The sequence below is a fragment of the Pseudomonas sp. Pseusp16 genome, assembly GCF_047324915.1.
In the GTDB taxonomy this organism is placed as follows: Bacteria; Pseudomonadota; Gammaproteobacteria; order Pseudomonadales; family Pseudomonadaceae; genus Aquipseudomonas; species Aquipseudomonas fluorescens_CD.
Window position 1 is genome coordinate 4387058 of the sequence record NZ_CP168522.1, and the last position, 20070, is coordinate 4407127.

A 20070-nucleotide genomic window follows, 5' to 3' on the forward strand; every position below is an offset into this window, starting at 1 on the left:
CAAGCGCTGTCAGTCGCGGCCCTCCTTTAGCTCCAGCATCAGCCCGCTCAAGCGTTTGACCCGGCGTTTCACCGCCTCTTCAAACACGCCCGCACGCGACTCGATCAAGGTGAACCAGTCCTTGGCCCGGGTGATCCCTGTGTAGATCAGTTCCTTGGTGAGTACCGGATTCAAGGCGTCAGGCAGAATCAACGCGGTATGCGCGAACTCCGAGCCCTGGGATTTATGCACGGTCATGGCGTACACGGTTTCGACATCATTCAGGCGGCTTGGCAGGACGAATCGCACGCCCCCCTGGCCATCATTTCGCGGGAACGCCACTCGCAGAACCTGCCTTCCAGTCTCATGGCCCTCCTGCTCCGGGAGCTTGAGGGCGATGCCGATGTCGCCGTTCATCAAGCCCAGCCCGTAGTCATTGCGGGTCATCAGTACGGGGCGGCCTTCGTACCACTGCTGGTCACTGTCGATCAGGCGTGCCCTCAGCAAGGCGTCCGTCACTCGCTGGTTCAAGCCCTCCACACCCCACGGTCCCTTGCGCACGGCACATAGCAACTGAAAGGCGTCGAAGGCCTGCAACACCTGTCGAGCCCAATCAGTCCAGCGCGAATCCTCCAGCGGGCTGTCGAGTGGCGGCCGCTGATTGCGCAACACGCTCAGGTAGTGCCGATACCCCTGCGGGCCCTGACCATGGCCGTCGAGAAGCAAGCGTTCCAGGGCCCGGTCCTGCTCCCCCTTGAGGGACAAGGAATGCACATCGTCATGGCTTCGCGCAGACAACAACTTGCGTGCTTCTTCGGGTTGCTGCTGGTTGACCCAACGAGCCAGTTGACCGATACCGCTGCCCTCGCCGAATCGCCGGGAATGGCGCAGCATCACCACCTGTTGGGCCAATGGATGCGCGCCCTGCGTGTCTTCCTGCAATCCGCTGGCCTGCAAACTTTCGCCGCTGACGGCTTCCAGCCACTGGCGTGTCTGCGGGCTGTACCAGCCAGCCTCGGCGTCGCGACACAGATCCCCCAGTACCGCACCGGCTTCTACCGAAGCCAACTGATCCTTGTCACCCAGCAGCACAAGGCGTGCATGGGCGGGCAATGCGTCGAGCAGATTGGCCATCATTTCCAGGTCGATCATCGAGGCCTCGTCCACCACCAACACATCCAGCGGCAGGCGATTGCCGGCATGGTGGCGAAAATGACGAGTCCCCGGCCGGCTGCCGAGCAGACGGTGAACGGTGGTGACGTCGGACGGGATCTTGTCCCGAATGTCTTGCGTGACCTTCAAGGTCCGCACTTGCTGGCTGATGGATTCCGTCAGACGCGCTGCGGCCTTGCCGGTCGGTGCGGCGAGGCGGATGCGCAGGGGCTTGCCGGCCTCGACCGCCGGCGCCTGGAGCAACGCCAGCAAACGTACGACGGTGGTGGTCTTGCCGGTTCCCGGCCCTCCCGTCACGATGCTGAAGGCGCTACGGGTCGCCAGTGCGCAGGCAAGCTTCTGCCAGTCGATCACCTCACCGGACCGGGCAGGACCAAACAATCCGGTAAGGCGCTGGAGCAAGTCGCTCGGCGTGGATTCGTGTTCCGTCAGACGCTCGCGCAACGAGAGGTCGATCCGTCGCTCATAGGCCCAATAGCGGCGCAGGTACAAGCGTTTGCCCGATAACACCAAAGGCCGTTCGCGCACGTGGTCACGACTGTCGACAGCCAGTGCGACCAGGTTGCTGGCGGCCAGCACCTTGCACCAATGGGCCCCGTCCAGCGCCCCCAGCAATTGCGACGGCAACAGCATTGCGCCTTGCACGTCACCTTCGGGTGGCAATGACAGGGCAAAGTCAGGTTCTTTCAGCGTCTCGAACAGGTCAAGGCAGACATGCCCGTGGCCCAATTGGTGGCTGGTCAACGCGGCGGCCAGCAACACCAACGGATCATCATTCGGGGCCAGCTCGTGCAAGAATGCGACAAAGGCTTTGTCCAGTGCTCGCAACCAGCCACGCTCGACCCAACGCGTGAGCAACAACAGCAAGTCGTCGGCACGACTCAGCGGCGCCAGTTCGGCCAGGCTTTCGGCTGCCAGCGATGTGGGCAACAAATCGGCGAATGTGCGGTTCATAACAGTACTCCCTGTTCCCAGGCGGGCTCGGCCTTGGGTTCCGGCTTGCCCTGGAACAGTCTGTCCAGACGCTCGATCAGTTCTCTTGGCGGACGGGCAAAAAATGCGCCCTGGCTGGCCGCACGCGTGCCACGCAAAAACAGGTACAACGCACCGCCGACATGCCGGTCGTAGTCGTAATCGACAAGACGCGCCTTGAGCTGGCGATGCAGGGCCAACAGGTACAACACGTATTGCAGGTCGTAACGGTTGTCGAGAATCGATTGTTCCATGGCCTGCTGGGTGTAGGCCGCATCATCGGCGCCAAGCCAGTTGGATTTGTAGTCGGCAACGTAATAGCGGCCGTTGTGTTCGAACGTCAGGTCGATGAAGCCCTTGAACATGCCATTGAGCAACACCGGTTCGGCCGCCACCCGGGCCACGCCGTTATGGGTGTATTGGCACACCAGCGCGTCGAGCTTGAGCACATCGACCTTATGGCTGGCGAACCAGAACTCCATCTCGACCTGGTACTGCGTCAACTGCCCGAATATCACCGGGGCCTGACCGGCGCCCAGCTCCAACGGCAACTTGAGCAGATGCTGCAACCAGTCACTGAGCGTGGTGATCCAGCCCTCCCAGCCTCGACGATTGCAGCGACGGGCAATGGCGTCGTTTACATCTTGTGGCGCGGCAGCAAAACCCTCGCCTCCCGCCCATTCGAGCAGGCCATGGAGGAAAGTGCCGGGGTTCGGGCCGCGCGGGAACCGATGGATATCGGCACCACCGGCCACCACTTCTCTGGGGGCCTGCGGGTCGAGGCGCTCGTCATCGAACAGTTTTTGCGCCTGCGGGCTCTCCGGCGCCTCGTCCGCGCCGACACTCAGGGTGTCGCCAATGCGTAATGCGCTGTAGGAAGCGATCCACCAGTTTTCGCTGGCCTTGCGTTTCGGGATCAGCGGAACCAGCAGCGCCGCGTCGTTTTGCGGTGGCTGGTATTGCTCGGCAGTCGCTTCAGGCATCCGGGCATAGGCCAGCGCCGGGCAGTCCTGTTGCAAATCCCGCAACCACTGCTGCAACGCCGGGGACTCGCCCAATGGTGCACCGCCACCCAACAGATAACCCAACGCCGACAGATGCAGCACCGAGCCATTGTTGTTGCCGCGCTTGAGGTCAGCCACCCCCAGCCAGCAGGCATGTTGCGCCCGGGTCAGGGCGACATAGAGCAAGCGCAGATCCTCGGCCAGCCGCTCATCATCGGCCAGGGCAATCAATTCTGCGGTCGGCTTCAACGAGACCTGGGCATTGCCTGATTCATCGTGGTAATGCAACGGCAGGCGGCTGCCGTCCACCGGTTTCGCCGAACAAATGAACGGCAGGAACACCAACGGGTATTCCAGGCCTTTGGACTTGTGAATGGTCACGACCTTGACCAATTGCTCATCACTTTCCAGGCGCAGGATCTGCTCTTCGCCAGCCTGCCCGGACAACGCCAGGTGCTCGGACAAATGCCGGATCAGTGCTTGCTCACCATCGAGTTCCGCGGCCGCCTGTTGCAGCAATTCGGACAGATGCAACAGATTCGTCAGTACCCGCTCGCCGTCACTGCGTGCGATCAGCGCCTGGGGCAGACGGAAGTCGTGCAGCAAGCGCCGCAGCATCGGCAATACGCCCTGCTTGCGCCAGACTTCGCGATAGCCACGAAACTGCATGACCCGGGATTCCCAGGCCAACTCGTCCTGATTCAGCCGCTCCAGCTCAGTCAACGAAAGGTTCAACGTGATGCTGGCCAACGCAGCCCGCAGCGGGCGCTCGACATCCGGCTCGGCGCAGGCCTTGAGCCAGGTCAGCACGTCATGCGCCTCTTGAGCGGCGAACACCGAGTCCTTGTCCGACAGGTAAACACTGCGCACACCCCGGGCCGACAATTCGCCACGAACCGCCTGCGCTTCCTTGCCATCGCGCACCAGGATGGCGATGTCCGCCGGCAGCAGGCCTCTGAAGGCCTTGCCGTCCTGGGTGAACCCCGCTTGCCCCTGTTGTCCACCATTGAGCAATGCCGTGATTTCACTGGCGCAGGCAGCCGCCAGGTGTTGCCGGTACACAGCACCGGACAACGGTTGTTCCGCCGCCAGGTGCCAGATGTTCAAGGCAGGGACTGCCTGATCATTTATGCACAGGACTTCTTTGCGGCCCTGGGAGGCAACCGGCGTGAACGGAACCGGGTTGTCGCCATTCTTCTCCCGGAAGAGGAATGCCCCGCGCCCTGACTCCCGGGCTTCAGCACGCTCGAACACATGGTTCACCGCGTTGACCATGCCATGGCTTGAGCGAAAGTTGGTGCCCAGGGTGTGCAGGCGGCCGGTGGTGGCCTGCCGGGCGCGCAGGTAGGTATGGATGTCGGCGCCGCGAAAAGCGTAGATCGCCTGTTTCGGGTCGCCGATCAGGAACAGACCGCACTCGGGGCTGTTCTCTTCAATCCGGTAGATGCTCTCGAAGATCCGGTATTGCACAGGGTCCGTATCCTGGAACTCATCGATCAGTGCGACCGGAAACTGCTCGCGAATCAGGGTGGCCAGTCGCTCGCCGCCATCGGACTGCAAGGCCGCATCAAGGCGCAGCAACATGTCGTCGAAACCCATTTCCGCACGGCGGCGTTTCTCTTCCTCGAATCGTGCCCCGACCCAGCGGGCGGCGTGTTGCAGTACGGCGGCATCGGGTGTTGGCAGCCCATCGAGACTGGCCTTGAGGCCGGCCATCGCATCGAGCCCCGGATGTCGAGGCGCTTCGCCCTTCCAGGCTTCGGCCATGCCGTCAGGGGTCAGGCGCGTGAAGCCGGTGCCGATATCCAGTTGTTCAAGGGATTCGTCTTCGGCCCAGGCCTTGATCTTTTCGAACCATGGCTCGAAATAGCGGGCCTGCATCTTGCGACCGTCGACAGCCTTGCTGGCAACGCCCTGGTGACAGATGGCAAGCAACTCGTCCGCCCACTGGAGCCAGGGTTGCTTGAGTTCGATCAGGGCAACCCGTCGCTCTTGCAAGCATTGTGAAATCACCTCGGCGGGCTCTTTCCCTTGCAGCGTATCCCGCTCGCTGGCGAACAGCGCACGGATCCGCGGCAGCAACGCCGCCGGGCCGCCCCAATTGCTGCGCACCCAATTGAGCGCGTCACCTTGCATCGGGTAACAGAACAGCCGCCAGTAATCGCGCAGGACTTCCCCCAGCAAATCGCTGTGGTCGGTTTCCAGAGTCTGGGTAAACAGGCTGCCGCTGTCGAAGGCGTGCTCGCGCAACATGCGCTGGCACCAACTGTGGATGGTCGAAACCGCCGCCTCGTCCATCCACTGGGCGGCGATATCCAGGCGGTTTGCGCAGCCGGGCCATTGCTCGGGCAAGTACTGGCCACGCAACTCGGCAATCAGGCTGTCGGGGGCAGGCGTTTCATCGCGGAAAAATCGTGCGGCCTCGGCGAGCCGCGTGCGAATGCGTTCGCGCAACTCTTTGGTCGCGGCATCGGTGAAGGTCACGACGAGGATTTGCGGCGGCAGCAACTCTCGCCCGAACCCCGAGCCCTCGTCACCATGACCAAGGACCAGGCGCAGGTACAACGCGGAAATGGTGAACGTCTTGCCGGTGCCGGCGCTGGCTTCGATCAGTTGGCTGCCACGCAGCGGGAACGCCAGGGCCAGCGGTGTCTTCGTGCTCATCAGCGCGACTCCTCGCTGGACAGTGAACGCCAAGGGGCTTCAAGAAGCGGGCGATAGAGCGCATCACACCATTGGGGGAACGTCTCATCGGCGGTCAAGGCAGCGTAATCGGCGAATTGGCGTGCGAGTGCCGGGCTTTCGCGCCGTTCTCCGTCCGTCGTCTGCCCGTCGCCTTCATAGGCTTTGCGCGCAGCGGCCTCGGCCTTGACCGGGTCGGTTTGCCCCAGCCAGGCGAAGGCGGTCTTGACCGCGATCGGCAGAGGCTGGCGCATACCCGACTGCCAGGCCAACAACAGGTCACCGAGAATTTCCTGCGCGGTGGCCCCGTCCAGCGGACCGAGCAACAGGCTGTCGTCGCTGGCCACCAGTGCGGTGGTCAGCGCCATGCCACTGGCACAAGCGATCAGATGATTGACCCACGGGCGTGTCAGGCGATGCCATTTGCGCGACTTGATCGAGCCGATACTGTTGGGGATCGTAGTGATAGACAGCAAGCCACCATCAGCGCGCTGATGCAGGCCGCTGAGCCAGCCATCGATGTGCAGGCCTTGCAGTTCAAGACTGACGGGTAACGCGCTGCCGAGCGGTGTTGGCCACAAAGCCAGGAGCTGCTGGTGGCGTTGCAGCAAGTCAGGTAATGGCTCGATCAATTCACGTTGCAGGCACTCACCGAATCCGGCCATGGGCAGCAGCCCGCTGTTTTGCAGGCGTTTCGCCTGATCCTCCAGGGCCTGTCCGGCATTTCCCGGATCTGCCAGCCCCGCTTCAAGCAAACGGTCGCTGAGGCTGTAACACTGCAACGCATCCAGGACAAAAGGCTCTTCATCAGCCAACGGCACTTCTGCTGCTTCGAAGTAGACCTTCAGTCGCTGGCTGAAAAAGTGCCGTACCGGATTGCGCAGGAAGTCCTGCAGTTGACCGAGACTGAGTGGTTCGTCCTGAACGTGAGCTTCGAGTACTTCGGCACTTGCCTGCTGCTCTGTCGCCTGATGAAGGACCTGCCATTCGGTGGCGTAGCTGAACGAGTCATCGCCTTCGTGAAAGTAGCGAGCGCTGAAGGGTTGCAAAGGGTGTTCCCGGGTCATGCCTTCAATCAGGTCCTTGTCGCTTTGCGCCAATCGCCAACCGCTGGCCAGGTGGTCACGCAACTGGCCGATCAGCACCGAAGCAGGCCTCTCGCTGTTGTCGCGGATGCTGCGGCCCACCCAACTGATGTAGAGCTGGTCCCGTGCCGACAACAAGGCTTCCAGTAGCAGGTAGCGGTCATCTTCGCGCCGGGAACGATCGCCTGGACGGTAATCACTGCCCATCAGATCGAAATCCAGCGGCGGTTGCGCACGTGGATAATCGCCGTCATTCATGCCCAACAGGCAGACCAGTCGGAACGGGATGGCACGCATCGGCATCAAGGTGCAGAAGTTGACCGCGCCGGCCAGGAAGCGTTGAGACAAACGGCCCTGATCCAGACCTGCGAGCCAGGCTTCACGGACGACGGTCAGCGGCAACTCGTCCTGCAACCCGACGGACTCGCAGGTCTCGAGCCAGGTCTCACGCAGCTCTTCGAGCTGAGCCAGCAAGTAGTCATCGTGTTCGTTGCTGGCAAGGAAGAACAACTGCACCAGCGCCTGCAAGCGCAAGCCCCATTGCCGCGGCGGTGCCGGCTGAGAGAGTTCGTGGTGAGCCACTTCCAGCGCGTCCAGCAGCGCAACCAGCGGGCCGATTAGCGCGGCGTCCAGGCCACCGATTTCGTCGTAGGGCTCGATACTTTCATAAGCATCGGCGCTGCCAACGGCATAACCGAGCAACATCCGGCGCAAGCCGAAACGCCAGCTGTTTTGCTCCAGCTCATTCGGCAGCCCGAGCCCGGCACGCTGCTCGGCATTCATGCCCCAGCGAATGCCGGCACCTTCGATCCAGCGGTGCAGCGTCGGCAGGTCACGCTCCTCGACACCGAAGCGAGTGCGCAGTGCCGGGACGTCCAGCAGATCGAGAATCTCACTGACGGGGAATCGGCTGTCAGGCAGCTTGAGCAGGTGCTCGACAGCAATCAGCAGCGGGTCGCGACCACGCTGCCCCTGGTCCGCCAGGGTAAACGGAATGAAGCGCGGATCCTGGCGGTCAAGCTGACCAAACACGGCACGAATGTGCGGGGCGTAGCTGTCGATGTCCGGGACCATCACGATGATGTCCCGGGGTCGCAATTGCGGGTCGGCGCTGAAGCGCGCGAGCAGTTGATCGTGAAGGATCTCGACTTCTCGCTGGGCGCTATGGGCAATGTGAAAACGGATCGATTCGTCCTTCTGCAGATCGATAGCCGGCCAGCGCTCCCGGGTCTCGTTGAGGGGACGCAATTCGAGAATGTCATCCTGCAACTGGTTAAGCATATTCAGCGGATGACCGTCACTGAACAGGTCGATACGCCCGTCGCGGAATGCCGAGCGATAGCTGTTGGGATCGTCATGGCTGTCGAGCAGGTTGATATAGTCCCGTCCCTGCTTGCCCCAGGCAGCCAGTAGCGGGTGAGCATGCTGGTGCAGGGTTTGCGGATCGATCACTACCGGCATCCCGCTTTTGCGGGCTTGACGTTTGTATTGATGCCGCAACAGGTCTTTATCGGCGACGATGTCCGCCCAATGGTGACGACACGGGTTGTGTACGCACAGCAGGACCTGGCTGAAGCGTGCCAATCCCGCCAACGCTTCCAGGGCTTGGGCAGGCAGCGAAGAAATCCCGAAAACGATCACTCGTGAGGGCAATCCCTTTGGAGCGACTTCGAGATTGTTGATTCGCTCGACAAAACGCTGGTGGACGCCGGCACGACTTTGCGCCATGCCTTCTTCCCCTACATCCAGCAAGAGTGCGCGCCATAACTCTGCCTGCCAGCAATTGGCCGGAGTCAGGGGTTTGGCTTCGCCCCTGGCGTTTCTTGTTTGATGTCGACCGTCTGCCCAGTCTTCGAGCCAGTCAGCCCGATAGACCTGGTATTGGTCGAACAGGTCCGCCAGACGCTCGGCCAATTGGTAGCGTTTACGCAGATCGGTGTCATGGGTCAGGAAACGCTGCAGTGGCTCGAAGTGCGGTTGGTTGATCAACTGCGGCAGCAGGCGCATCAGTCGCCAGGTCAGCGGGGCTTTATCCAGCAGGGACTTGGCCGGAATATCATCGCGGCCAAGGACCATGCGATAGAGCTGCCACATGAAACTACCGGGCAGCTGCACGTCGATGGCGGCGGCGATCCCGCAGCCGCCCATGTCGTCATCCTCAGAATCTTCCGCCAGTGCCAGCTTCAGCCATTGGGCAATGCCATTGCTTTGCACCAAAGCAATTTCATTCTCCAGGGGAGCCAGCGGGTAGCGACGCATCCAGCTGACCACCAGGCTGCGCAACTCGTCCAGGCGATTGCCGTGAACCACCATAAAACCAGCACTGAGGGACGTCGCGTCCGGCATAAAGGCTTCCTTGGAAAGCGCAAATCGAGGGACGACTTTAACATTGAAGGCGATTGGCTTCATTGTAGGAGCGAGCTTGCTCGCGATGGACGTTAACGATGACGCGGGAAACCTGAGGCCCCGCAGCGGTCTCGGGTTTTTCGCGAGCAAGCTCGCTCCTACAGGGGGGTGGGGCGCCAAAAACAAAACCCCTACCTGCAGATGCAGATAGGGGTTTCGGAATTTAATCTTGACGATGACCTACTCTCACATGGGGAAACCCCACACTACCATCGGCGATGCATCGTTTCACTGCTGAGTTCGGGATGGGATCAGGTGGTTCCAACGCTCTATGGTCGTCAAGAAATTCGGGTACTGAGTCGTGGCCAGCTGGCCTCGCTTCAGCAAATTGGGTATGTGATGGAAATCGGTGTTTTGTGAGCGTCGAACTTTCGGTTCTTTCGTCTTCACACACCGCAATCTGATGCTCTTTCGAGTAGTCAAATTGCTTGGGTGTTATATGGTCAAGCCTCACGGGCAATTAGTATTGGTTAGCTCAACGCCTCACAGCGCTTACACACCCAACCTATCAACGTCGTAGTCTTCGACGGCCCTTCAGGGAGCTCAAGGCTCCAGTGAGATCTCATCTTGAGGCAAGTTTCCCGCTTAGATGCTTTCAGCGGTTATCTTTTCCGAACATAGCTACCCGGCAATGCCACTGGCGTGACAACCGGAACACCAGAGGTTCGTCCACTCCGGTCCTCTCGTACTAGGAGCAGCCCCTCTCAAATCTCAAACGTCCACGGCAGATAGGGACCGAACTGTCTCACGACGTTCTAAACCCAGCTCGCGTACCACTTTAAATGGCGAACAGCCATACCCTTGGGACCGGCTTCAGCCCCAGGATGTGATGAGCCGACATCGAGGTGCCAAACACCGCCGTCGATATGAACTCTTGGGCGGTATCAGCCTGTTATCCCCGGAGTACCTTTTATCCGTTGAGCGATGGCCCTTCCATACAGAACCACCGGATCACTAAGACCTACTTTCGTACCTGCTCGACGTGTCTGTCTCGCAGTCAAGCGCGCTTTTGCCTTTATACTCTACGACCGATTTCCGACCGGTCTGAGCGCACCTTCGTACTCCTCCGTTACTCTTTAGGAGGAGACCGCCCCAGTCAAACTACCCACCATACACTGTCCTCGATCCGGATAACGGACCTGAGTTAGAACCTCAAAGTTGCCAGGGTGGTATTTCAAGGATGGCTCCACGCGAACTGGCGTCCACGCTTCAAAGCCTCCCACCTATCCTACACAAGCAAATTCAAAGTCCAGTGCAAAGCTATAGTAAAGGTTCACGGGGTCTTTCCGTCTAGCCGCGGATACACTGCATCTTCACAGCGATTTCAATTTCACTGAGTCTCGGGTGGAGACAGCGCCGCCATCGTTACGCCATTCGTGCAGGTCGGAACTTACCCGACAAGGAATTTCGCTACCTTAGGACCGTTATAGTTACGGCCGCCGTTTACCGGGGCTTCGATCAAGAGCTTCGCGTTAGCTAACCCCATCAATTAACCTTCCGGCACCGGGCAGGCGTCACACCCTATACGTCCACTTTCGTGTTTGCAGAGTGCTGTGTTTTTAATAAACAGTCGCAGCGGCCTGGTATCTTCGACCGGCGTGGGCTTACGCAGTAAATGCTTCACCCTCACCGGCGCACCTTCTCCCGAAGTTACGGTGCCATTTTGCCTAGTTCCTTCACCCGAGTTCTCTCAAGCGCCTTGGTATTCTCTACCCAACCACCTGTGTCGGTTTGGGGTACGGTTCCTGGTTACCTGAAGCTTAGAAGCTTTTCTTGGAAGCATGGCATCAACCACTTCGTCACCCAAAGGGTAACTCGTCATCAGCTCTCGGCCTTAAGATCCCGGATTTACCTAAGATCTCAGCCTACCACCTTAAACTTGGACAACCAACGCCAAGCTGGCCTAGCCTTCTCCGTCCCTCCATCGCAATAACCAGAAGTACAGGAATATTAACCTGTTTTCCATCGACTACGCTTTTCAGCCTCGCCTTAGGGACCGACTAACCCTGCGTCGATTAACGTTGCGCAGGAAACCTTGGTCTTTCGGCGTGGGTGTTTTTCACACCCATTGTCGTTACTCATGTCAGCATTCGCACTTCTGATACCTCCAGCAAGCTTCTCAACTCACCTTCACAGGCTTACAGAACGCTCCTCTACCGCATCACTTGCGTGATACCCGTAGCTTCGGTGTATGGTTTGAGCCCCGTTACATCTTCCGCGCAGGCCGACTCGACTAGTGAGCTATTACGCTTTCTTTAAAGGGTGGCTGCTTCTAAGCCAACCTCCTAGCTGTCTAAGCCTTCCCACATCGTTTCCCACTTAACCATAACTTTGGGACCTTAGCTGACGGTCTGGGTTGTTTCCCTTTTCACGACGGACGTTAGCACCCGCCGTGTGTCTCCCATGCTCGGCACTTGTAGGTATTCGGAGTTTGCATCGGTTTGGTAAGTCGGGATGACCCCCTAGCCGAAACAGTGCTCTACCCCCTACAGTGATACATGAGGCGCTACCTAAATAGCTTTCGAGGAGAACCAGCTATCTCCGAGCTTGATTAGCCTTTCACTCCGATCCACAGGTCATCCGCTAACTTTTCAACGGTAGTCGGTTCGGTCCTCCAGTCAGTGTTACCTAACCTTCAACCTGCCCATGGATAGATCGCCCGGTTTCGGGTCTATTCCCAGCGACTAGACGCCCTATTAAGACTCGCTTTCGCTACGCCTCCCCTATTCGGTTAAGCTCGCCACTGAAAATAAGTCGCTGACCCATTATACAAAAGGTACGCAGTCACCCAACAAAGTGGGCTCCCACTGCTTGTACGCATACGGTTTCAGGATCTATTTCACTCCCCTCTCCGGGGTTCTTTTCGCCTTTCCCTCACGGTACTAGTTCACTATCGGTCAGTCAGTAGTATTTAGCCTTGGAGGATGGTCCCCCCATATTCAGACAAAGTTTCTCGTGCTCCGTCCTACTCGATTTCATGACCAAGAGATTTTCGCGTACAGGGCTATCACCCACTATGGCCGCACTTTCCAGAGCGTTCCGCTAATCTCAAAGCCACTTAAGGGCTAGTCCCCGTTCGCTCGCCACTACTAAGGGAATCTCGGTTGATTTCTTTTCCTCAGGGTACTTAGATGTTTCAGTTCCCCTGGTTCGCCTCTTGCACCTATGTATTCAGTACAAGATAACCATCTTATGATGGCTGGGTTCCCCCATTCAGACATCTCCGGATCAAAGTCTGTTTGCCGACTCCCCGAAGCTTTTCGCAGGCTACCACGTCTTTCATCGCCTCTGACTGCCAAGGCATCCACCGTATGCGCTTCTTCACTTGACCATATAACCCCAAGCAATCTGGTTATACTATGAAGACGACATTCGCCGAAAATTCGCACTTGCTCATAGAGCAACTCACAAATTTTACCTTAGCCTGATCCGCTACCAGTGAAAGTAACGTTCAGTCTATCTTTCTATCACATACCCAAATTTTTAAAGAACGAACTAGTCAAAGACTAGAAATCAACATTCACCATCATCGATGGAATGCTCATTTCTAAGCTTTACACAATCAGAAGCAGTAGTGGTGGAGCCAAACGGGATCGAACCGTTGACCTCCTGCGTGCAAGGCAGGCGCTCTCCCAGCTGAGCTATGGCCCCGTATTTCTACAGGCGTTTCCCACACAAAATTGGTGGGTCTGGGCAGATTCGAACTGCCGACCTCACCCTTATCAGGGGTGCGCTCTAACCAACTGAGCTACAGACCCAATTTCGGGCTGCTTCTTATCGTCTTCTTCAATGAATCAAGCAATTCGTGTGGGAACTTATGGAGCAGCTGAGTCGTCGATTAAGGAGGTGATCCAGCCGCAGGTTCCCCTACGGCTACCTTGTTACGACTTCACCCCAGTCATGAATCACACCGTGGTAACCGTCCTCCCGAAGGTTAGACTAGCTACTTCTGGTGCAACCCACTCCCATGGTGTGACGGGCGGTGTGTACAAGGCCCGGGAACGTATTCACCGCGACATTCTGATTCGCGATTACTAGCGATTCCGACTTCACGCAGTCGAGTTGCAGACTGCGATCCGGACTACGATCGGTTTTGTGGGATTAGCTCCACCTCGCGGCTTGGCAACCCTCTGTACCGACCATTGTAGCACGTGTGTAGCCCAGGCCGTAAGGGCCATGATGACTTGACGTCATCCCCACCTTCCTCCGGTTTGTCACCGGCAGTCTCCTTAGAGTGCCCACCATAACGTGCTGGTAACTAAGGACAAGGGTTGCGCTCGTTACGGGACTTAACCCAACATCTCACGACACGAGCTGACGACAGCCATGCAGCACCTGTCTCAATGTTCCCGAAGGCACCAATCCATCTCTGGAAAGTTCATTGGATGTCAAGGCCTGGTAAGGTTCTTCGCGTTGCTTCGAATTAAACCACATGCTCCACCGCTTGTGCGGGCCCCCGTCAATTCATTTGAGTTTTAACCTTGCGGCCGTACTCCCCAGGCGGTCAACTTAATGCGTTAGCTGCGCCACTAAGAGCTCAAGGCTCCCAACGGCTAGTTGACATCGTTTACGGCGTGGACTACCAGGGTATCTAATCCTGTTTGCTCCCCACGCTTTCGCACCTCAGTGTCAGTATCAGTCCAGGTGGTCGCCTTCGCCACTGGTGTTCCTTCCTATATCTACGCATTTCACCGCTACACAGGAAATTCCACCACCCTCTACCATACTCTAGCTTGTCAGTTTTGAATGCAGTTCCCAGGTTGAGCCCGGGGCTTTCACATCCAACTTAACAAACCACCTACGCGCGCTTTACGCCCAGTAATTCCGATTAACGCTTGCACCCTCTGTATTACCGCGGCTGCTGGCACAGAGTTAGCCGGTGCTTATTCTGTCGGTAACGTCAAAACACTAACGTATTAGGTTAATGCCCTTCCTCCCAACTTAAAGTGCTTTACAATCCGAAGACCTTCTTCACACACGCGGCATGGCTGGATCAGGCTTTCGCCCATTGTCCAATATTCCCCACTGCTGCCTCCCGTAGGAGTCTGGACCGTGTCTCAGTTCCAGTGTGACTGATCATCCTCTCAGACCAGTTACGGATCGTCGCCTTGGTGAGCCATTACCTCACCAACTAGCTAATCCGACCTAGGCTCATCTGATAGCGCAAGGCCCGAAGGTCCCCTGCTTTCTCCCGTAGGACGTATGCGGTATTAGCGTCCCTTTCGAGACGTTGTCCCCCACTACCAGGCAGATTCCTAGGCATTACTCACCCGTCCGCCGCTGAATTCGGGAGCAAGCTCCCGTCATCCGCTCGACTTGCATGTGTTAGGCCTGCCGCCAGCGTTCAATCTGAGCCATGATCAAACTCTTCAGTTCAAACATCTTTGGGTTTTGAGAAAACCCTAAACTTGGCTCAGCAATCGTTGGTTACATCTTTGATTTCTCGCGGAGTAACTTGTGATGCTGATAATCTGTTGACTAGCAGTCTGACTCCACAAGCACCCACACGAATTGCTTGATTCAGTTGTTAAAGAGCGGTTGGTTAAGATCTTTCGTCTCAACCGAGGCGCGCATTCTACAGCAGCCTCATTTGCTGTCAAGTGATTTTTTTCAGAAGCTTTCAAGGAATCCTTAACAACTTCAACCACTTGCGCTTCAGATCTCTCGTCAGCGGGAGGCGAATTCTACAGCGTTACTCGCTGCTGTCAACACCTCTTTTTCAACTTCCTTTCGGCTTCGATGACCTGAAGCAACCTGCTGCCGAAACCTACATAACTCTTTGTTTTCCAAGGAGTTTTTCGTTTCGACTGCGCCGGAAGTGGGGCGAATTATAGGCCTCCAGAATCTGCCGTCAACACCTATTTTCACAAAACTGTCATATAGGTCAAAAAAGCCCCGAAAACAAAAAGGCCGACCCAATGGGTCGGCCTTCTACGCCCTTCTACTTACAAGCTAGGGAAGGCGAACTGCGAAGCTTCATGGCTAGCACGCTGCGGCCAGCGCTGGGTGATGGCTTTGCGGCGGGTATAGAAACGCACGCCATCCGGGCCATAGGCGTGCAGGTCGCCGAACAGCGAACGCTTCCAGCCACCAAAGCTGTGATAGGCGACCGGCACCGGCAACGGTACGTTGACGCCGACCATGCCGACTTCGATCTCGTCGCAGAACAAACGCGCCGCTTCCCCGTCGCGGGTGAAGATGCAGGTGCCGTTGCCATACTCGTGATCGTTGATCAGTTGCATGGCTTCTTCCAGGCTGTTGACCCGGACAACGCAAAGCACCGGCCCGAAGATCTCTTCTTTATAGATACGCATCTCTGGCGTGACGTTGTCGAACAGGCAGCCACCCAGGAAGAAGCCTTCCTCGTGACCGGCCACGGTCAGACCACGGCCGTCGACGACCAGCGTCGCGCCGGCAGCTACGCCGTCTTCTACATAACCGCTGACTTTGTCGCGGGCCTGGCCGGTGACCAGAGGCCCCATGTCCAGGCCGCAAGAAGTACCGGCGCCGATTTTCAGCGCCTGGATTTGCGGTACCAGCTTGGCCACCAGCGCGTCCGCCACCTGATCGCCAACGCACACGGCCACCGAGATCGCCATGCAACGCTCACCGCAAGAACCGTATGCTGCGCCCATCAGTGCGCTGACGGCGTTGTCCAGGTCTGCATCCGGCATCAGCACCGCGTGGTTCTTCGCGCCGCCCAGGGCCTGAACGCGTTTGCCACGTTTGGTGCCTTCGGAGTAGATGTACTCGGCAATCGGTGTCGAACCGACAAAGCTCAGCGCTTTGACTTCCGGCGCCTCGATCAGCGCATCCACTGCGGTCTTGTCACCGTGCACCACACTCAGTACGCCTTTAGGCAGACCAGCTTCCAACAGCAACTGGGCGATCAGCAGCGTCGAGCTCGGGTCACGCTCGGACGGCTTGAGAATGAAGCAGTTGCCACAGACGATCGCCAGTGGGTACATCCACAGTGGCACCATGGCCGGGAAGTTGAACGGAGTGATACCGGCAACCACGCCCAGCGGCTGGAAGTCAGACCAGGCATCAATATTCGGGCCGACGTTACGGCTGTACTCGCCCTTGAGGATTTCCGGGGCTGCACACGCGAACTCGACGTTCTCGATGCCGCGCTTCAGTTCACCAGCCGCATCTTCCAGGGTCTTGCCGTGCTCTTCGCTGATCAGTTGGGCGATACGCGCTTCGTTCTGCTCCAGCAGTTGCTTGAAGCGAAACATCACCTGGGCACGCTTGGCCGGTGGCGTGTTGCGCCAGGCCGGGAACGCAGCCTTGGCAGCATCGATGGCGCTCTGAATGGTTTCGCGAGTCGCCAGCGGCAACTTGTGAATGGCCTGGCCGGTGGACGGGTTGAACACATCAACCGCGCGACCGTTCTCGGTCACCAGTTCGCCATTTATCAAATGCGGAATAACGCTCATGGAAGCTCCTGAAAAGTTGTCCACAGGCGCCCTTCAACGGGTGCCTGCTATATAGATAGCTTTTGTAGGAGCTAGCTTGCTCGCGAAGATGCTGAGGGCGCCGCGTTCATCCAGACAGCCCCCCGTCATCGTTGACGCCCATCGCGAGCAAGCTCGCTCCTACAGGTGTTGTGTCAAATCAGTCGATCTTGCCCAGCACTTCGCCGACCGCGTCGAACAGGCGATCCAGGTCCTGCGGCTTGCTGTTGAAGGTTGGGCCGAACTGCAGGGTGTCGCCGCCGAAGCGCACGTAGAACCCGGCTTTCCACAGCGCCATGCCGGCTTCGAACGGACGCACGATGGCGTCGCCGTCACGTGCAGCGATCTGGATCGCGCCGGCCAGGCCGAAGTTGCGGATGTCGATGATGTTCTTGGTGCCTTTGAGGCCATGCAGCGCATTTTCGAAATGCGGGGCGACTTCGGCCACGCTCTGCACCAGGTTTTCCTTTTGCAGCAGGTCGAGCGCTGCCAGGCCCGCGGCGCAAGCCACCGGGTGCGCGGAGTAGGTGTAGCCATGAGGAAATTCAACCGCGTATTCAGGTGTCGGCTGATTCATGAAGGTCTGGTAGATCTCGGAGCTGGCAATCACCGCGCCCATCGGGATCGCGCCGTTGGTGACTTGCTTGGCGATGCACATCAAGTCCGGGGTCACGCCGAAGGTGGTGGCGCCGAACATGGTGCCGGTACGGCCGAAACCGGTGATCACTTCGTCGAATACCAGCAGGATGTTGTGCTGGTCGCAGATTTCACGCAGACGCTTGAGGTAACCCTGAGGCGGAACCAGCACGCCAGCGGAACCGGCCAATGGCTCGACGAATACCGCCGCGATGTTCGACGCATCGTGCAGTTCGATCAGCTTCAGCAGTTCGTCAGCCAAGGCGATACCACCCTGCTCCGGCATGCCACGGGAGTAAGCGTTGCTTGCCAGCAAAGTGTGCGGCAGGTGGTCGACGTCCATCATCGCCTGACCGAACAGCTTGCGGTTGCCATTCACGCCACCGAGGCTGGTGCCGGCGATGTTCACGCCATGGTAACCACGGGCACGGCCGATCATTTTGGTCTTGGTCGACTGGCCTTTCAGGCGCCAGTAAGCGCGGACCATCTTCACCGCAGTGTCAGCGCACTCGGAGCCCGAGTCGGTGAAGAACACGTGGTTCAGGTTACCCGGGGTCAGGTCGGTGATTTTCTCGGCCAGCTGGAAGGACAGCGGATGGCCGTACTGGAAGCCTGGCGAATAATCGAGGGTGCCCAGTTGCTTGGACACGGCCTCCTGGATTTCCTTGCGGGTGTGCCCGGCGCCACAGGTCCACAGACCCGACAGCGAGTCATACACCTTGCGCCCCTTGTCGTCGATCAGCCAGCTGCCCTCAGCGCCAACGATCAGGCGCGGGTCGCGCTGGAAGTTGCGGTTGGCGGTGTAAGGCATCCAGTGAGCATCGAGCTTGAGCTGGCTGGCCAGGGAAGTCGGGGCGTTTTCAGGCTGGTTCATGGGCGAAACCTCGCAAGGCAATAAGCGGCGTAAGGATTGAAAACCGTTGTTGCAGCTAAATTGCCACGGGGATAAAGTCGGTGAAATGCAACTTTTCTAATGTTCAGTCAGCCCACTACTAAACTTTCGAGTAACAAGCATGAGCACTCGCCGTCCCGATCCGCTGGCCCAGGTCAGCGACTTTGACATTCGCCTGCTGAGGATCTTTCGCAGCGTGGTGGAATGCGGCGGCTTCTCCGCGGCGGAAACCGTTCTGGGCATCGGTCGCTCGGCAATCAGTCAGCAGATGAGCGATCTGGAGCAACGCCTCGGTTTACGACTGTGCCAACGTGGACGTGCCGGGTTTTCCCTGACTGAAGAAGGCCGCGAGGTCTATCAATCGGCGTTGCAACTGTTAAGTGCACTGGAAAGCTTCCGCACCGAGGTCAATGGCCTGCACCAGCACTTGCGCGGCGAATTGATCATTGGCCTGACTGACAACCTGGTCACCCTGCCCCACATGCGCATCACCCATGCCCTCGCGCAATTGAAAGAACGCGGCCCGGATGTCCAGATCCAGATCCGCATGATCGCGCCCAATGAAGTCGAGCAAGGCGTACTCGACGGTCGTCTGCACGTCGGCGTGGTGCCCCAGGCCAGCGCGCTGTCGGGGTTGGAATATCAACCGCTGTATAGCGAACGATCGCTGTTGTACTGCGCGGTCGGCCATCCGCTGTTTTATGTCGACGATAAACAACTGGACGACGAACGCCTGAACAGCCAGGACGCCATCGCGCCCACCTTCCGTTTGCCGGCGGAAATCCAGGCTCACTACCAGGCACTCAATTGCACCGCCAGCGCCTCGGACCGCGAAGGCATGGCGTTCCTGATCCTGACCGGACGCTATATCGGTTACCTGCCGGATCACTACGCGAGTCTTTGGGTGCAGCAAGGCCGGTTGCGAGCGCTGAAAGAAAAAACGCGCTTCTATGACCTCAGCCTGGCGTCGGTCACACGCAAGGGGCGTCGACCTCATCTGGTGCTGGAGAGCTTTCTGGAGAGCCTGGCCGCGACGCGTTAATGATCATTGCGCCACATAAGGACTTGTCTGAAGCCGGTGGGTACGATATCAACGCAATGGCCGTCCCACCCACCCGTTCGGAAGTGCTTATGACCTTTGAAGTCCCAGCCCACGGCGCAAAATCCGTCAGCCGCATTCGTCAGAAAAACGAAGAGACCATCATCAAAGCCGCCGAAGACGAGTTCGCCCGTCACGGGTACAAAGGCACGAGCATGAACACCATCGCCCAGAACGCCGGGCTGCCCAAGGCCAACCTGCATTATTACTTCACCAACAAGCTCGGTTTGTACGTGGCGGTGCTGAGCAACATCATCGAACTGTGGGACAGCACCTTCAACACCCTCACCGCCGAGGACGATCCGGCCGAAGCCTTGACCCGCTATATCCGCGCGAAAATGGAGTTCTCCCGACGCCAGCCGCAAGCCTCGCGGATCTTTGCCATGGAAGTCATCAGCGGCGGCGAATGCCTGACCGAGTATTTCAACCAGGATTATCGCGCCTGGTTCCAGGGCCGTGCGGGTGTGTTCCAGGCCTGGATCGACGCCGGTAAAATGGACCCGGTCGATCCGGTGCACCTGATCTTCCTGTTGTGGGGCAGCACCCAGCACTACGCCGACTTCGCCACGCAGATCTGCCGTGTCACCGGGCGCACCCGGTTGACCATGCAGGACATGGAAGACGCCGGGGACAACCTGATCCGCATCATTCTCAAGGGCTGCGGCCTGACACCGACAATTTAAGT

7 protein-coding genes, 2 tRNA genes and 3 rRNA genes are annotated in these 20070 nt (G+C 58.4%); 2 read left to right on the plus strand and 10 right to left on the minus strand.

From position 1 onward, the window contains the following. Positions 1-9: 9 nt before the first annotated feature. From recD to ACEN8Q_RS20035, 10 genes are all read right to left on the minus strand, one after another. Entirely contained in the window at positions 10-2106 is a 2097-nt protein-coding gene (gene recD / locus ACEN8Q_RS19990) for an exodeoxyribonuclease V subunit alpha (protein ID WP_413703632.1), read from the minus strand. Continuing rightward, positions 2103-5792 carry an exodeoxyribonuclease V subunit beta gene (gene recB / locus ACEN8Q_RS19995; RefSeq protein ID WP_413421731.1) on the minus strand — a complete coding sequence of 1230 codons (3690 nt, stop codon included), beginning with the start codon at positions 5790-5792 and terminating at the stop codon, positions 2103-2105. Before recB ends, recD begins: the two co-directional genes overlap by 4 nt. Further along, positions 5792-9241 carry an exodeoxyribonuclease V subunit gamma gene (gene recC / locus ACEN8Q_RS20000; protein WP_413703633.1) on the minus strand — a complete coding sequence of 1150 codons (3450 nt, stop codon included), beginning with the start codon at positions 9239-9241 and terminating at the stop codon, positions 5792-5794. The genes recB and recC overlap by 1 nt, the downstream gene beginning before the upstream one ends. A gap of 227 nt (positions 9242-9468) precedes the next feature. Continuing rightward, a 5S ribosomal RNA gene (rrf, locus tag ACEN8Q_RS20005) occupies positions 9469-9584 on the minus strand. Between the two features lie 156 nt (positions 9585-9740). Further along, positions 9741-12632, minus strand: a 23S ribosomal RNA gene (locus ACEN8Q_RS20010). A gap of 244 nt (positions 12633-12876) precedes the next feature. After that, positions 12877-12952, minus strand: a tRNA-Ala gene (locus ACEN8Q_RS20015). A gap of 30 nt (positions 12953-12982) precedes the next feature. Then, positions 12983-13059 (minus strand) — tRNA-Ile (locus ACEN8Q_RS20020). An 81-nt stretch (positions 13060-13140) separates the two neighbouring features. Next, positions 13141-14677, minus strand: a 16S ribosomal RNA gene (locus ACEN8Q_RS20025). Together the 16S, 23S and 5S rRNA genes with 2 tRNA genes alongside form the textbook arrangement of a ribosomal RNA operon. Positions 14678-15246: 569 nt before the next feature. Beyond that, positions 15247-16740 carry a CoA-acylating methylmalonate-semialdehyde dehydrogenase gene (locus tag ACEN8Q_RS20030; RefSeq protein WP_008021905.1) on the minus strand — a complete coding sequence of 498 codons (1494 nt, stop codon included), beginning with the start codon at positions 16738-16740 and terminating at the stop codon, positions 15247-15249. Between the two features lie 178 nt (positions 16741-16918). Beyond that, positions 16919-18268, minus strand: coding sequence for an aspartate aminotransferase family protein (locus ACEN8Q_RS20035; protein WP_413703634.1), 1350 nt, complete (start codon positions 18266-18268; stop codon positions 16919-16921). Positions 18269-18407: 139 nt separating this feature from the next. Between ACEN8Q_RS20035 and ACEN8Q_RS20040 the strand changes: the two genes are divergently transcribed. Together ACEN8Q_RS20040 and ACEN8Q_RS20045 are read left to right on the plus strand one after the other, a co-directional pair. After that, positions 18408-19328, plus strand: a complete 921-nt coding sequence (locus tag ACEN8Q_RS20040) for a LysR family transcriptional regulator (protein WP_150815110.1) — start codon at positions 18408-18410, stop codon at positions 19326-19328. A gap of 89 nt (positions 19329-19417) precedes the next feature. Then, the gene (locus ACEN8Q_RS20045; protein WP_413427956.1) at positions 19418-20068 is read left to right on the plus strand and encodes a TetR/AcrR family transcriptional regulator; all 651 of its coding nucleotides are present in this window, start codon (positions 19418-19420) and stop codon (positions 20066-20068) included. Positions 20069-20070: the final 2 nt, after the last annotated feature.